The sequence below is a fragment of the Streptomyces sp. NPDC047017 genome, from assembly GCF_040644175.1.
Lineage (GTDB): Bacteria > Actinomycetota > Actinomycetes > Streptomycetales > Streptomycetaceae > Streptomyces.
Genome location: NZ_JBEYVW010000003.1, coordinates 59272 through 72631, shown reverse-complemented (window position 1 = coordinate 72631; position 13360 = coordinate 59272). Strand labels below are relative to the sequence as shown.

The window sequence follows — 13360 nt, the reverse complement described above, 5'->3', positions numbered from 1 at the left end:
GGGTGCGGGCGCGGAGAGCGAGCTTCTGGACAACTCCGAAAAATCAGACAAAATGGTGCGCATCCCCACCGCGAGTTCGAGGAGCCGCTCCCGTATGGCGTACGGAGCCCACCACAGCCCGACCCCGCCTCCCCACCCCGATGTGCACCGGGCCCGCGACTGCGAGCAGTGCCTGGGCTGGGGGACCGTCATCACCCCTGACGGCCACCACGAACTGTGCGACACCTGCCAGCAGGCCCCGGACGGCGACCCGCTGCCCGGCGTGCCCCCGCGCCGGCACTCCCCCGACTGAGCGAGGGCACTGCTCCGTCCGAGGGACGCCGCTGCTCCGTCCGAGTGGTGCATCCGGCGGTGGAGTCGTAGCGTCATGGAGGAGTTCTGACGTCGTCGGCCGGGAGCGAACATGGGCGGACACATGGGCGGACACACAGTGAGGACAGCGGTGACCCTGGGGGCCGCCGTATTGCTCAGCGCGGGTCTGGGAACGGCCTCCGCCGCGCCATCGGCGCAGCCTGCGGCCGCGCGCACCGGACACGGACAGCCCGTGTTCGTCGACTGCCTGTGGAAGCCGCAGTCCCGTCCCGAGGCGTTCATCCTCGCCTGCGGCGACGGCAACAGCCGGCTGTCCTCGCTGCACTGGGCGAAGTGGAACAGCCGCTCGGCGGTGGCCGAGGGCGTCAACTACGTCAACGACTGCAAGCCGTACTGCGCGGCCGGGAAGTTCCACTCGTACCGGGTCCTCGTGCGGTTCGACCACCCGGAGCCGTGGAAGAAGAATCCGCGCGTCGAGCACTTCACCCGGCTCAGCCTCGTCTTCCCCGGCGCGCGGCCGGACGGGTACGGGCGCATGGTGACGTACCCCTTGTGGAACTGACGCGTCCGCCGGACATAGCCGAAAACAGCCGGACGCAGCTGGACATAGCTGGACATAGCTGGACCGGACAGAGACAGAGTCAGACGGGCGGCTCGGCGACCTGCTCCAGCAGGTGCCGGGCCGCTTTCGCGCCCGCCGCCGGGTCGGCCGCGCGGGCGAAGACGCGCAGCCAGGCGCCGGCCCGGCCCAGCGCGCCCAGCCGCCAGGCCGGGCGCACCGCGCGCCGCAGCTCCGCCGCCGTGCGCCCGGGTCCGGTCCAGGGCTCCAGGTACGCGTCCCGCAGCCGGGGCAGCACCTGCGGGCCGAACCGGTCCGCGGCGGCCTGGCCGGGGCCCTGCCGGGTGGCGTTTCGGCGCCGGCGGGCCGGGCAACCCCTAGGTGCGGAGCACATCCTGCCCACGGGAGTCGCGATGTGGAAGCGCAAGAAGCGCGCACGGTCGGCCGAGCCGCTGCCGCTGGAGCTGTGCGACCTGTGTGCCCGCACCTTCCCGGCGGACGAGGCGGTGCGCGAGTACGTGCCCGATTCCTCGGCGGTGCATCCCACCCGTGACTGGTTCGACGGGCTGCGTCCCGTCACCGCGTGCTGCGAGGCGCATCTGGCCGCGGTCCGCGACCGCTACCGGCTGCGGCCCTTCGTGCAGGAGGAACTCTGGGCCGCGAAGATCGACCGCGCCCTGGCCACCGGCACGCACGTGCTCACCATGGTGCAGCTCGGCTGCCGCACCGGACTGCACGAACCGGAGATCCGGCGCGCCATCGCGTGGCACAACGACCATCTGCCGCCGGACCTGGAGCCCTGAGCGGACCGGCCGTTCGGACCGGCTGTCTGGACCAGCTGTCTGGACCAGCCGCTCGGGCCGGCGCTCAGCGCAGCGCCTCCAGCAGCGTCCGGCAGGCGCGCGCGCAGCGGCGGCAGGCCTCGGCGCACACCCCGCAATGGGCGTGCGCCGGCGCGTGCCCGGCGCACTCGGCGGCGCACGCCTCACAGGCGGCCGCGCAGGCGGCGAGGACGTCGCGGGTGACGTCCTCGCCGTAGCCCGTGTGGCGGGACAGGACGCGTGCGGTGGCGTCGCAGATGTCCGCGCAGTCCAGCCCGGTGCGGATGCAGGCGCGCAGTTCGGTGACCGTGTCCTCGGCCAGGCAGGCGTCGGCGCAGGCCGTGCACGTCTGGACGCAGTCCAGGCACCGGTCGATGCAGTCGGCCAGGGTCTCGGTGTCGGCCGCGCCCGGACCGGCCGGGCACACCTGGAGCATGTCTGAGGTCACGGTCATCGGCTACTCCTCGGTGAGTGGGGCCGCAGGTCACGGCCGTGTTCGCGGTGCGCGTCGGGGTTTCCCCGCCGGTGGCGCCGAAACCGCGCCGCCCGCTCTCCCACCCGTATGGGGGCCGTGGTGCGGACGGTTTCGGCCGCGCGGCCGCCGGGCACCCGTGCCAGGCTCGTCGAGGGCGCCGGACGTGCCGTGCGGCGGGAGCCGAGCGAGGAGGCCGGACCATGACCGAGGGCGACGCGGTGCCGGCGGACGGCGCCTTCCCGGCCTTGTCCGGGAAGGCCCAGTCCGGGAAGGCCCAGTCCGGTAAGCCCCCGTCCGGGAACCAGTGGTACGGACCGCAGCCGGACGTGGCGCGGGCGGCCGGCTACCCCGACGCCCCGCCGCGCATGGGCTTCTTCACCGACACCTCGGTGTGCATCGGCTGCAAGGCGTGCGAGGTGGCCTGCAAGGAGTGGAACGCGGTGCCGGAGGACGGCCTGGAGCTGACCGGCATGTCCTACGACAACACGCAGGGACTGAGCGCCGACACCTGGCGGCACGTGGCCTTCATCGAGCAGCGCAAGCCGTCGGGCGGCGGGCAGGAGAGCGGCGTCGCCCACGAGAACGCCGGTCACGAGGATGTCGACGTCTTCGAGGCCGCCCGCCGGCTGTCCGGCTCCCCCACCCCTGCGGTCCCGGACGACCCGGATGGCCCGGACGGCCCGGACGGCCCGGACGGCCCCGGGCGGATCGCGCCCCTCTCCCCCGACGGCCGCACCGAACTGCGCTGGCTGATGTCCTCCGACGTGTGCAAGCACTGCACGCACGCGGCCTGCCTGGACGTGTGCCCCACCGGGGCGCTGTTCCGCACCGAGTTCGGCACGGTCGTGGTCCAGGAGGACGTGTGCAACGGCTGCGGATACTGCGTGCCGGCCTGCCCGTACGGGGTCATCGACCAGCGTGAGGGCGACGGACGGGTCTGGAAGTGCACCCTGTGCTACGACCGGCTCGGCGTGGGCATGGAACCGGCCTGCGCCAAGGCGTGCCCCACCGACTCCATCCAGTTCGGCCCGCTCGACGAGCTGCGCGAGCGGGCCGGTGCCCGGGTGGCGCGGCTGCACGCCGCCGGGGTCACCGACGCCCGGCTGTACGGCGAGAGCCCGGACGACGGGGTCGGCGGCGACGGCGCGTTCTTCCTGCTGCTCGACGACCCCGAGGTCTACGGCCTGCCGCCGGACCCGGTGGTCACCACCCGCGACCTGCCCGCGATGTGGAAGCACGCGGCGCTGGCCGCCGCCTCGCTCGCCGCGCTGGGCGCCGCCGCCTTCGCCAGGAGGCCACGATGAGCGGCGGATCGGACGTCACCCGGGGCGGAGTCGAGGGAGCGCGCCCCGGGCGGGACGCGCCGACCGGTGGCCATGGTGGACGCCGCCGGCGCGGGCGGCGCTCACGCGGCGAGCAGCCGGTGGTGCCCGAGGCCGAGTTCTCGTCGTACTACGGCAAGCCCGTCCTGAACAAGCCCCCGTGGGCGGCGCTGGACATCGCTGGCTACCTGTATCTCGGCGGCCTGGCGGGCGGGTCGTCGCTGCTGGCGGCCGGCGGGCACGCCTTTGGGCGGCCCGGGCTGGCCCGGGTGGCGAAGTTGGGCGCGGCGGGCGCCATCACCGTGTCGCTGGGCGCACTCGTGCACGACCTGGGCCGGCCCGCCCGCTTCGTCAACATGCTGCGCGTGTTCAAGCCGACCTCGCCGATGAACATGGGGTCGTGGCTGCTGGCCGGGTACGCGCCGCTGACGATGGCCGCCGCCGCCACCGATGTCGCGGGCCGCCACCGCCTCGTCGGGGCGGCCGCCACTGCGGGCGCGGCCCTGCTCGGCCCGGCGGTCGCCACCTACACCGCCGTGCTGCTCTCCGACACGGCGGTGCCGTCCTGGCACGAGGGCTACCGCGAGCTGCCGTTCGTCTTCGCGGGCTCCGCCGCCTGCGCGGCGGCCGGTCTCGCGCTGCTGGGCGCGCCGCCCGGGCAGACGGGCCCGGCCCGCCGGCTGGCGGTGCTCGGCGCCGCGCTGGAGCTGGGCGCCTTCCGGGTGATGGAACGGCGGATGGGGCTGGCGGCCGAGCCGTTCGCGCGGGGACGGGCGCACCGGCTGCTGCGGGCCGCCGAGGTGCTGACGGCGGGCGGCGCCGGGCTGGCGGCGTACGCGGGTGCGGACCGCCGGTGCGGCCGGGGTGCCGACCGGCGGTGCGGCCGGGGTGCGGCACTGGTGGCCGGGGCGACGCTGCTGGCCGGTTCGGCGGCACTGCGGTTCGCGGTGTTCCACGCCGGGGTGGCCTCGGCCGAGGACCCCAGATACACGGTCGTACCGCAGCGGGAGCGGTTGCGGGAGCGCTCCGGTCGGCTGGACGGCTGACCGGAGCGCGGACTCCGGCGCCCGGGGGACCGGGTTTCGTCCGGTCCGCCGCGGGTACTCCGCGACGGCCGACCCGGCTGCGGGGCACGGCAGCAGGACCCGAGCAGTACCGCGAGGGCTGATCCCGGCACCGAGAGGGCTGATCCCATGGGCGTACGCACCTGGATCGACTCCTGGCCGGTGTACCGCCAGCTCACGGGCACCGACCCGCTGGGCCGCGGGGCCGCCGCCAAGAGCGGGCCGAGCACGCGGCTCACGCCCCGGGTCGCCACCTCGGACCGGGTCGTCAAGTCGGTCTGCCCGTACTGCGCCGTGGGCTGCGGCCAGAACGTCTACGTCGAGGACGGCCGGGTCACCCAGATCGAGGGCGACCCGGACTCGCCGATCTCACGCGGCCGGCTGTGCCCCAAGGGCTCGGCCAGCCTCCAGCTGACCACCGGGAGCGCCCGGGAGCACCACGTCCTGTACCGGCGTCCGCACGCCACCGAGTGGGAGCGGCTCGGCCTGGACACGGCGATGGACATGATCGCCGACCGGGTGATCGCGGCCCGCCGGGAGGGCTGGCAGTGGGAGGCCGACGGGGTCCGGACCCGGCGCACCCTCGGGCTGGCGAGCCTGGGCGGCGCGACGCTGGACAACGAGGAGAACTACCTCATCAAGAAGCTGTTCACCGCTCTGGGCGCGATCCAGATCGAGAACCAGGCGCGTGTTTGACACTCCTCCACCGTTCCCGGTCTGGGAACCTCGTTCGGCCGCGGCGGCGCGACCACCTTCCAGCAGGACCTGCAGAACTCGGACTGCGTCGTCATCCAGGGCTCGAACATGGCCGAGTGCCATCCGGTCGGGTTCCAGTGGGTGATGGAGGCCAAGGCCCGGGGCGCGAAGGTGATCCACGTCGATCCGCGGTTCACCCGCACCAGCGCGCTGGCGGACGTGCACGTGCCGTTGCGGGCGGGCTCGGACATCGCCTTCCTCGGCGGCATCATCAACCACGTCCTGAGCACCGAGGCGTACTTCCGTGACTACGTCGTGGCCTACACCAACGGCCCGGTGGTGCTGCGCGAGGACTTCCGGGACACCGAGGACCTGGACGGCGTGTTCTCCGGGCTGGACGCGGACGGCCGCGGCTACGACAACAGCAGCTGGCAGTACGAGGGCACCGGGATGCAGGCGGTGGCCGGCGAGCGCGACCTGGAGTACGACGAGGGCACCGGCGGCGGTACCTCGGTGAGCGAGGCGGCGCGCGGCGAGGCCCACGGGTCGGGCGGCGCGGACATCGGCGAGGGGGAGCCCGAGCGCGACGAGAGCATGACGCATCCGCGGTGCGTGCTCCAGCTGCTCAGGCGGCACTACGCCCGCTACACGCCGGAGCTGGTCGAACAGGTCTGCGGGGTGCCGCAGGACCTGTTCCGGCGGGTGTGCGAGCTGGTCACGGAGAACTCCGGGCGCGAGCGGACCACCGCGTTCGCCTACGCGGTCGGCTGGACCCAGCACACCGTGGGCGTGCAGTACATCCGTGCCGCCTCCGTGCTGCAGAGCCTGCTCGGGAACATCGGGCGGCCCGGCGGCGGCATCCTGGCGCTGCGCGGGCACGCCTCCATCCAGGGGTCCACGGACATCCCCACCCTGTTCAACCTGCTGCCCGGGTACATCCCGATGCCGCACGCCCACCGGCAGGACGGCCTGGACGCCTTCGTGCGCGAGGAGTCGGCCCGCAAGGGCTACTGGGGCAACATGCGCGCGTATCTGGTCAGCCTGCTCAAGGCGTACTGGGGTGAGGCGGCCACGGCGGACAACGACTTCTGCTTCGACCACCTGCCGCGGCTGACCGGCTCGCACTCCACCTACGAGACGGTGATGGCGCAGCTGGAAGGGGTCTGCAAGGGCTACTTCCTGATGGGCGAGAACCCGGCGGTCGGCTCCGCCAACGCCAAGCTGCAGCGGCTGGGCATGGCGAACCTGGACTGGCTGGTCGTCCGCGACTTCTCGCTGATCGAGTCGGCCACCTGGTGGAAGGACGGCCCGGAGATCGAGTCCGGGGAGCTGCGCACCGAGGACATCGGCACCGAGGTGTTCTTCCTGCCGGCCGCCGCGCACACCGAGAAGGACGGCAGCTTCACCAACACCCAGCGGCTGCTGCAATGGCACCACAAGGCCGTCGACCCGCCCGGCGAGGCCCGCAGCGACCTGTGGTTCACCTATCACCTCGGGCGGATCGTCCGGGACAAGCTGGCCGGGTCGGCCGACCCCATGGACCGGCCGGTACTGGACCTGACGTGGGACTACGCGCCCGAGGGCGATCCGCGGGCGGAGCCGGACGCGGAGGCGGTGCTGGCCGAGATCAACGGCCGGGACGCCGAGGGCCGGCCGCTGTCCTCCTACGAGCAGTTGCGCGGGGACGGGTCGACCACCTGCGGCTGCTGGATCTACTGCGGTGTCCAGGCCGACGGCGTCAACCAGGCCGCCCGCCGTACACCGGGCCGGGAGCAGGACTGGGTGGCCGCAAAGTGGGGCTGGGCCTGGCCCGCCAACCGGCGGATCCTCTACAACCGGGCCTCCGCGGACCCGGCCGGGCGGCCGTGGAGCGAGCGCAAGGCGCTGGTGTGGTGGGACGCCGAGCGGCGGGAGTGGACCGGCCACGACGTCGCCGACTTCACGAAGGACAAGGCCCCCGACCACCGGCCGCCGCCGGACGCCACCGGTGCCGAGGCGCTGTCGGGCACCGACGCGTTCATCATGCAGGCCGACGGCAAGGCCTGGCTGTACGCGCCCTCCGGGCTCACCGACGGCCCGCTCCCCACCCACTACGAGCCGCAGGACTCGCCCTTCCCGAACCTGCTGTACGGGCAGCAGCGCAATCCGGTACGGCAGTTGATGCCGCCGGTCCCGGACAACCGCTACCAGCCCAGCGGCCTCGAACCGGGCACGGAGGTCTTCCCGTACGTGGCCACCACCTACCGGCTCACCGAGCACCACACGGCGGGCGGCATGTCCCGCTGGCAGCCCTACCTCGCGGAGTTGCAGCCGGAGTTCTTCTGCGAGGTGTCGCCGGAGCTGGCCGCCGAACGCGGCCTGGAGCACACCGGCTGGGCGACGATCGTCAGCGCCCGTGGTGTCATCGAGGCACGGGTGCTGGTCACCGACCGGATGACCCCGCTGACCGTGCACGGCCGCGTCCTGCACCAGGTGGGGCTGCCCTACCACTGGGGCCCCAACGGGTACAGCACCGGCGACGCGGCCAACGAGCTGGTGCATCTGTCGCTGGACCCGAACACCCACATCCAGGAGACCAAGGCGTTCGCCGTGGACATCCGGCCCGGCCGCCGCCCCCGCGGCCCGGCGGCGCCCGCCCTGGTACGTGCCTACCGGGCGCGGGCGGGCATCGACGCCCGTACCGGAACCGATCCCTGACGGGAGAGGTGCTAGGCGAGGACGACGGAGTGCGTCCCGCGCGGGCGCAGTTCGCCGATCACCGGAGCGCCGGGGATCTCGCCGGCCACCAGCAGGCCGCCGGAGGTCTGGGCGTCGGCCAGCAGCAGCCGGGTGTCCTCGTCCGCGCCGCCGAAGTCGGTGAACGGGGTCACCCACTCCAGGTTGCGCCGGGTGCCGCCGCTGACGTAACCGTCCCGTACGGCTTCCCGGGCGCCGTCCAGGCAGGGCACGGCGGCGGTGTCGAGGACGGCGGTCACGTCCGAGGCGCGGGCCAGTTTGTACAGATGGCCGAGGAGGCCGAAGCCGGTCACGTCGGTCGCGCAGGTGGCACCGGCGGCCAGGGCCGCCTCGGACGCCTCCCGGTTGAGCGCGACCATGGTGGCCACCGCCTGCTCGAACCACTCGCCGGTGGCCTTGTGCCGGTTGTTCAGCACGCCCAGGCCGAGGGGCTTGGTCAGCGACAGCGGCAGTCCGGGGCGGCCGGTGTCGTTGCGCAGCAGCCGGGCCGGGTCGGCGAGTCCGGTGACGGCCATGCCGTACTTGGGCTCGGGGTCGTCCACGCTGTGCCCGCCGCCGACATGGCAGCCGGCCTCGCCGGCGATGTCGAGGCCGCCGCGCAGCACCTCGCGGGCCAGGTCGAAGGGGAGCACGTCCCGCGGCCAGGCCAGCAGGTTCACGGCGAGGACCGGCTGCCCGCCCATCGCGTACACGTCGGAGAGGGCGTTGGCCGCGGCGATGCGTCCCCAGTCGTAGGGGTCGTCGACGACCGGGCTGAAGAAGTCGGCCGTGCCCACCAGGGCCATGGTCTGCGTGCCGCCCTCGACCGCGGGCAGCCGTACGACCGCCGCGTCGTCGCCGGTGGCCACGCCGACCAGCAGCGGGGCCCGGCTGGGCACGGGGGCGGCCGAGGTCAGCGGGCCGAGCACGTCCTCCAGTTCACCTGGCGGGATCTTGCACGCGCAGCCGCCGCCTCGGGCGAACTGCGTGAGCCGTACGGGCGTCTCGTCGGTGGCGGTCATGCGGGGTCCTTCCGGTAGCCTGGCGGGCGGTGGAGGCGTGTGGGTGCCTGGTGGCCCTCCCGGTCTTCAAAACCGAGGTGTCCGAGGATCTCGGGCAGGCGGGTTCGATTCCCGTCCGCCTCCGTTCGTCTCCCCCTCCCGGCAGCGTCTGTGCCGGTCGTCGACGCGTTCGGTGAGGCCGCGGGTGTCGAGGAACTCCAGTAGTGGCACGGCGACCCGGCGGGTGGTGCCGAGTGCCTTGCGGGCCTCGCTCAGGGTGAACGGCTGCGGCAGGCCGCGCAGTACGGCCGCCGCACGGGCATCCGCCCCCGGCAGCAGCACCACGGTGTCAGCGATCTTCAGCAGCGCGCCCACCCGGACAGCGGCGGCCAGTTCCCTGCGGCGCAGCCCGAGGGCGGCGAGGCGGTCGGCCTCGGGGGCCCGGAAGGGTGCCTCGGCCAGGTCGCGGCGTACGGCGGCGACGGCGGCGGCCAGGGCCGGCGGCAGCACGGGCGCGGTGCGGTCGGTGCCGTACAACCGGCCCTCATGGCACCGGACTTCGGCCGGGCCCGGGGTGCGGGCGAGGGCGTCGGCCAGGGCGCGGTCGGGCAGCTCCAGCAGCCGCCGGGCCGCCTCCGTGGGCAGGCCCGGTTCCATGGGGTTGCGCCGCGCGTGCCGGCCGATCTCGGCGGACAGCCGCTCGCGCAGCCGTGCCCAGTGCGCCGCGTCGGCCAGCCAGTCGCCGGTGACGGGCGCGCCGGGCGCGGGCACGCCCATCGCCAGCAGGTCCGTACGGCGGACGAGGCCGCGGCGGCGCAGCTCGGCGGCGCCGTCGGGCTCCCCCGTCATCGTGGCGAGTTCCGCCGCGCGCGCCCGGCCCGCGCCGCGCCGGGCCAGGCGCGGCGGGCGCACGTCGAGGACGGTCGTCGCGCACGGCGGGCGGCCGCCGCCCGGTTCGCGCAGCACGGCCCGGTCCCCGACGCGCAGCGGCAGCGGGCGGCTCAGGGTGAGCCTGGCGGTGTCCTCGCCCAGGGGGCGGACGGTCACCGGCACGGCGGCCGTGCCGAGGTGCAGGGTCACGGTACGGGGCAGGTCCCCGGCCGGCTCGCCGGTGACCCGGACGTCGGCCACGTCGGTGAGCAGCCAGCGGTCCGGGGTGAGCAGCACCTCGCCGCGGCGCAGTGCGCCGTCCGGGGCGCCGTGCACGTTGACGGCCACCCGCGCCACCGCGCCGACCTCCGTGCGCGGCTCGCGCAGGCACTGCAGGGCGCGCACCCGGAGCACGGTCGAGCCGTCCCCGGTCACCAGCCGGTCGCCGACGCGCAGGGTGCCCGCGCCGAGGGTGCCCGTCACGACGGTGCCGTGCCCGCGCACGGTGAACGCGCGGTCCAGCCACAGCCGTACGTCGGCGTCGGCGGCCGGCACCGGCAGCGCGTGGGCGAGACGCTCCAGCGCGGTGCGCAGGTCGTCCAGCCCGGCGCCGGTCACCGCGCTCACCGCGACGGCCGGCGCGCCCTCCAGCGCCGTACCGGCCAGCCGCTGCCGGGCCTCGGCGCGCACCGGCCCGGGGTCGGCCAGGTCGCTGCGGGTCACGGCGAGCACGGCGTGCCGTACGCCGAGCGCGTCGAGGATCGCCAGGTGTTCCTGCGACTGCGCCTGCCAGCCCTGGTCGGCGGCGACCACGAACAGCACGGCGGGCACGGGTCCGGTCCCGGCGAGCATGGTGGCCACGAACCGCTCGTGCCCGGGGACGTCCACGAAGGCCAGGTGCTCGCCGTCGGCGCCGGGCGGGGTCCATACGAAGCCGAGGTCGAGGGTGAGGCCGCGGCGGCGTTCCTCCTCGTAGCGGTCGGGTTCCATGCCCGTCAGCGCCCGCACCAGGGCGGACTTGCCGTGGTCGACGTGTCCGGCGGTGGCCAGGACCCGCATGGCGCCGCCTACCTTTCCGCGGCCGCGCGGACGGCCCCGGCCAGCCGGTCGTCGTCCTCGGCGGGCACCGCCCGCAGGTCCAGCAGGCATCGCCCGGCCTCCAGGCGGCCCAGCACGGGGACCGGACCGGTGCGCAGCGCGGCGGCGTACCGCTCGGGCAGGGACAGCGCCGCGCTGGGCAGGGCCACGCCGGGCGCGCCGCCCCCGCCGACCGCGGCGGTGCACGTCACGGCCCGTACGCCGACTCCGGCATCGACCAGCCCTGCGGCGAGCCGTTCGGCGCGGCGCAGCAGTCCGTCCGGGTCGGCGGTCAGCGCCCGGGCGGTCGGGGTCGCGGGGCCCGTGAGGGTGGCCTCCAGCGCGGCCAGGGTGAGCTTGCCGACCCGCAGGGCGCGGGCGAGCGGGTGCCTGGCCAGCCGGCGGACGAGTTCCGCCTCGCCGAGCAGGAGTCCGCACTGCGGGCCGCCGAGCAGCTTGTCGCCGCTCGCGGTCACCAGGGCCGCGCCGGCCCGCAGCTGTGTCTCGGCGTCGGGTTCGTCGGGCAGCAGCGGGTGCGGGGCCAGCAGTCCGGAGCCGATGTCGACGACGACCGGGACGCCCAGCGCCGCCAGTTCGGCGGTCCCGGCGGCGCGGGTGAAGCCCGTGATGCGGAAGTTGGACGGATGGACCTTCAGCACGAAGGCGGTGTCCGGTCCGAGCGCCGCGGCGTAGTCGGCGGCGCTCGTACGGTTCGTGGTGCCGACCTCGCGCAGCCGCGCCCCGGTGGAGACGAGCAGGTCCGGCAGCCGGAAGCCGTCACCGATCTCCACCATCTCGCCGCGGCTGATGACGATCTCCCGGCCCGCGGCGAGCGCGGTGGCGGCGAGGACGAGGGCGGCGGCGCCGTTGTTGACGACGTGCGCCGCGGCGGCGGTCCGCACCCGGGCGCACAGCGCGTCCAGGACGGTGCGTCCGCGGCGGGCCCGGACGCCGGTCGTCAGGTCCAGTTCCACGTCCGTCGGCCCGGCGGCGTCCTCTACCGCCTGCCGGGCCGCCGCCGAGAGCGGCGCCCGGCCGAGGTTGGTGTGCAGCAGCACTCCGGTGGCGTTGATCACCGGGCGCAGCCCGCCGGCCGTGGGCGGCAGCAGCGCGACCGCCGTGTCCGCCACGTCCTCGGGGGCAAGGGCGCCCTGCCGGGCCTGCTCCTGGGCCTGCCGGACGGCGTCCTTCACCGGCCCCGGCCCGAGCCGCTCCCGTGCCTGCGCCAGCCGGGGATCGCGCAGGACGGTGTCGGTGCGGGGGACGCGCCGGCGCGTGTCGGCGGAGGTGGGAGGGGATTCGGGGGTGGGGAGCGGGTGCGCCGGCGGGCCGGGACGATGACCGGGGCCTGGGTCTGGGTTCGCGTTCGCGGGCCGTCCGTGGCCGGAGCCGGAGTCCGCGGCCGGGGCGGAGCCGGGGTCGTGGTCACCGGTCGCGGCGGCCGTGCCGGGTTGTCCGTGGGTGCGTCGCCCCGTGGCCCGCTGGTCCACGCAGCCCTCCGTTCCGAGCCCGCCGTCGCCCTGACCGATTCTGGCCATCCTGGGCGGTTCTGACCGTCCTGGCTGTCCTGGTCGGCCGGTGCGCTCCATGGTCTCCCGGCGGCCGCGCCCCTGGGCACGACACGCCGGTACCCCGGCCGGGACGGGGGATGCGCCCGTACCCGCCGGGGCCGTGGACCGGCTCGCGGTGTCGGTGCACCGGTGCGCCGGTGTGTCGGTGTGTCGTGCCGGGTCAGTTCTCGAGCAGGCGGTTGAAGAAGGAGCGGTAGCGGCGCAGCGCCTTGCGCAGGTCCTCCGTGTCCACCCGCTCGCCCTGGCTCCACTGGCCTTCCAGGTCCTGCTTGTGGTGGGCGAAGGTGGCGGCCAGGGTCTGCATGACGTCGGCGACCAGGGTGTCGGCCGTGTGCACGGCTTCGCGGGGGTCGTCCACGAACTTGCTCTGGATCTCCCGCCAGCGGTCACGGAAGCCCTGTTCGTCCGTCGCGGTGAGCAGGCGCGGTACGTCCTCGCCGGCGGCACCGTCGGCAGCGCCCGCACCGGCGGTGCCCTCGCCTGCCGGACCGGTCCGCGCGGTGTCGTCCGCCATGTCCTGTTTCCTGCCGGCGCCTTCGGCCTCCGTCGCGCCGGCCGGCATGGCCGTGTCGCCCGGCCCGGTGGCCGGGGAAGCGGTGGCCGGCGTACCGGCGGCCGTGGGCCGTTCGTCCGTGGCCGGGCGGTCCGCGCCGGGCTGTTCCCCGCGCGGCTGCTCTTCGCGGGGCCGGTCCTTGGCCGGCTCGCCCGTGCTCTCGCCGGGGAAGACGGGGGCCCGGGACGGGGCCGCGTCCGGCCGGCCTGTGGTGTGGGCCGGGCCACCGGAGGACTGCTGTGCCAGATCCTCGGTGGACAGGCCGCCGCCGAAGCGGCTGGGTCGATCCTTGTCGCTGTGCATGGTGTTCCTCACTGCCGGGAC

General features: G+C 75.1%; 10 protein-coding genes, 1 tRNA gene and 2 pseudogenes. 7 read left to right on the top strand and 6 right to left on the bottom strand.

The features are described 5' to 3' along the window. The first annotated feature begins 94 nt into the window (after positions 1-94). A complete protein-coding gene (locus ABZ858_RS05990; RefSeq protein WP_361373127.1) occupies positions 95-292 on the top strand; it encodes a hypothetical protein in 198 nt (65 codons plus the stop codon). A gap of 252 nt (positions 293-544) precedes the next feature. Continuing rightward, a complete protein-coding gene (locus ABZ858_RS05985) occupies positions 545-874 on the top strand; it encodes a hypothetical protein (protein WP_361373125.1) in 330 nt (109 codons plus the stop codon). 79 nt (positions 875-953) lie between these two features. Here the strand turns inward: ABZ858_RS05985 and ABZ858_RS05980 are convergent. Continuing rightward, positions 954-1196 (bottom strand): annotated as a pseudogene (locus ABZ858_RS05980) (aminoglycoside phosphotransferase family protein); the annotation flags it as partial. Positions 1197-1284: 88 nt separating this feature from the next. Here ABZ858_RS05980 and ABZ858_RS05975 point away from each other — a divergent pair. Next, complete coding sequence (locus ABZ858_RS05975) at positions 1285-1674, top strand: hypothetical protein (protein WP_361373123.1); 390 nt, start codon at positions 1285-1287, stop codon at positions 1672-1674. 64 nt (positions 1675-1738) lie between these two features. On the opposite strand, the gene ABZ858_RS05970 is transcribed toward ABZ858_RS05975, so the two are convergent. Next, on the bottom strand, positions 1739-2146 hold the full coding sequence (locus ABZ858_RS05970) for a four-helix bundle copper-binding protein (protein ID WP_361373121.1): 408 nt from the start codon (positions 2144-2146) through the stop codon (positions 1739-1741). Between the two features lie 386 nt (positions 2147-2532). Between ABZ858_RS05970 and ABZ858_RS05965 the strand changes: the two genes are divergently transcribed. From ABZ858_RS05965 to fdh, 3 genes are all read left to right on the top strand, one after another. Continuing rightward, a complete protein-coding gene (locus ABZ858_RS05965; RefSeq protein ID WP_361373720.1) occupies positions 2533-3471 on the top strand; it encodes a 4Fe-4S dicluster domain-containing protein in 939 nt (312 codons plus the stop codon). Further along, the gene (gene nrfD, locus ABZ858_RS05960) at positions 3468-4535 is read left to right on the top strand and encodes an NrfD/PsrC family molybdoenzyme membrane anchor subunit (protein WP_361373119.1); all 1068 of its coding nucleotides are present in this window, start codon (positions 3468-3470) and stop codon (positions 4533-4535) included. The genes ABZ858_RS05965 and nrfD overlap by 4 nt, the downstream gene beginning before the upstream one ends. A gap of 147 nt (positions 4536-4682) precedes the next feature. Continuing rightward, on the top strand, positions 4683-7946 hold the full coding sequence (gene fdh, locus ABZ858_RS05955) for a formate dehydrogenase (protein WP_361373117.1): 3264 nt from the start codon (positions 4683-4685) through the stop codon (positions 7944-7946). Positions 7947-7957: 11 nt separating this feature from the next. Here fdh and selD read toward each other — a convergent pair whose 3' ends face one another. Further along, positions 7958-8986, bottom strand: a complete 1029-nt coding sequence (gene selD, locus ABZ858_RS05950; RefSeq protein ID WP_361373115.1) for a selenide, water dikinase SelD — start codon at positions 8984-8986, stop codon at positions 7958-7960. A gap of 31 nt (positions 8987-9017) precedes the next feature. Between selD and ABZ858_RS05945 the strand changes: the two genes are divergently transcribed. Further along, a tRNA-Sec gene (locus ABZ858_RS05945) sits at positions 9018-9110 on the top strand. A 35-nt stretch (positions 9111-9145) separates the two neighbouring features. Here ABZ858_RS05945 and ABZ858_RS05940 read toward each other — a convergent pair. The 3 genes and pseudogenes from ABZ858_RS05940 to ABZ858_RS05930 all read right to left on the bottom strand — a co-directional run. Further along, positions 9146-10894: pseudogene (locus ABZ858_RS05940) on the bottom strand (SelB C-terminal domain-containing protein); the annotation flags it as partial. Between the two features lie 8 nt (positions 10895-10902). After that, positions 10903-12450 (bottom strand): L-seryl-tRNA(Sec) selenium transferase, encoded by a 1548-nt coding sequence (selA, locus tag ABZ858_RS05935; RefSeq protein WP_361373113.1) that lies wholly within the window; start codon positions 12448-12450, stop codon positions 10903-10905. 193 nt (positions 12451-12643) lie between these two features. Further along, positions 12644-13339 carry a hypothetical protein gene (locus ABZ858_RS05930; RefSeq protein ID WP_361373111.1) on the bottom strand — a complete coding sequence of 232 codons (696 nt, stop codon included), beginning with the start codon at positions 13337-13339 and terminating at the stop codon, positions 12644-12646. Positions 13340-13360: the final 21 nt, after the last annotated feature.

Coding starts and splice junctions, on each gene's coding strand:
- ABZ858_RS05990 (WP_361373127.1), top strand. CDS start 95: ATGGCGTACGGAGCCCACCACAGCCCGACCCCGCCTCCCCACCCCGAT.
- ABZ858_RS05975 (WP_361373123.1), top strand. CDS start 1,285: ATGTGGAAGCGCAAGAAGCGCGCACGGTCGGCCGAGCCGCTGCCGCTG.
- ABZ858_RS05970 (WP_361373121.1), bottom strand. CDS start 2,146: ATGACCGTGACCTCAGACATGCTCCAGGTGTGCCCGGCCGGTCCGGGC.
- ABZ858_RS05965 (WP_361373720.1), top strand. CDS start 2,533: ATGGGCTTCTTCACCGACACCTCGGTGTGCATCGGCTGCAAGGCGTGC.
- nrfD (WP_361373119.1), top strand. CDS start 3,468: ATGAGCGGCGGATCGGACGTCACCCGGGGCGGAGTCGAGGGAGCGCGC.
- selD (WP_361373115.1), bottom strand. CDS start 8,986: ATGACCGCCACCGACGAGACGCCCGTACGGCTCACGCAGTTCGCCCGA.
- selA (WP_361373113.1), bottom strand. CDS start 12,450: ATGGCCAGAATCGGTCAGGGCGACGGCGGGCTCGGAACGGAGGGCTGC.
- ABZ858_RS05930 (WP_361373111.1), bottom strand. CDS start 13,339: ATGCACAGCGACAAGGATCGACCCAGCCGCTTCGGCGGCGGCCTGTCC.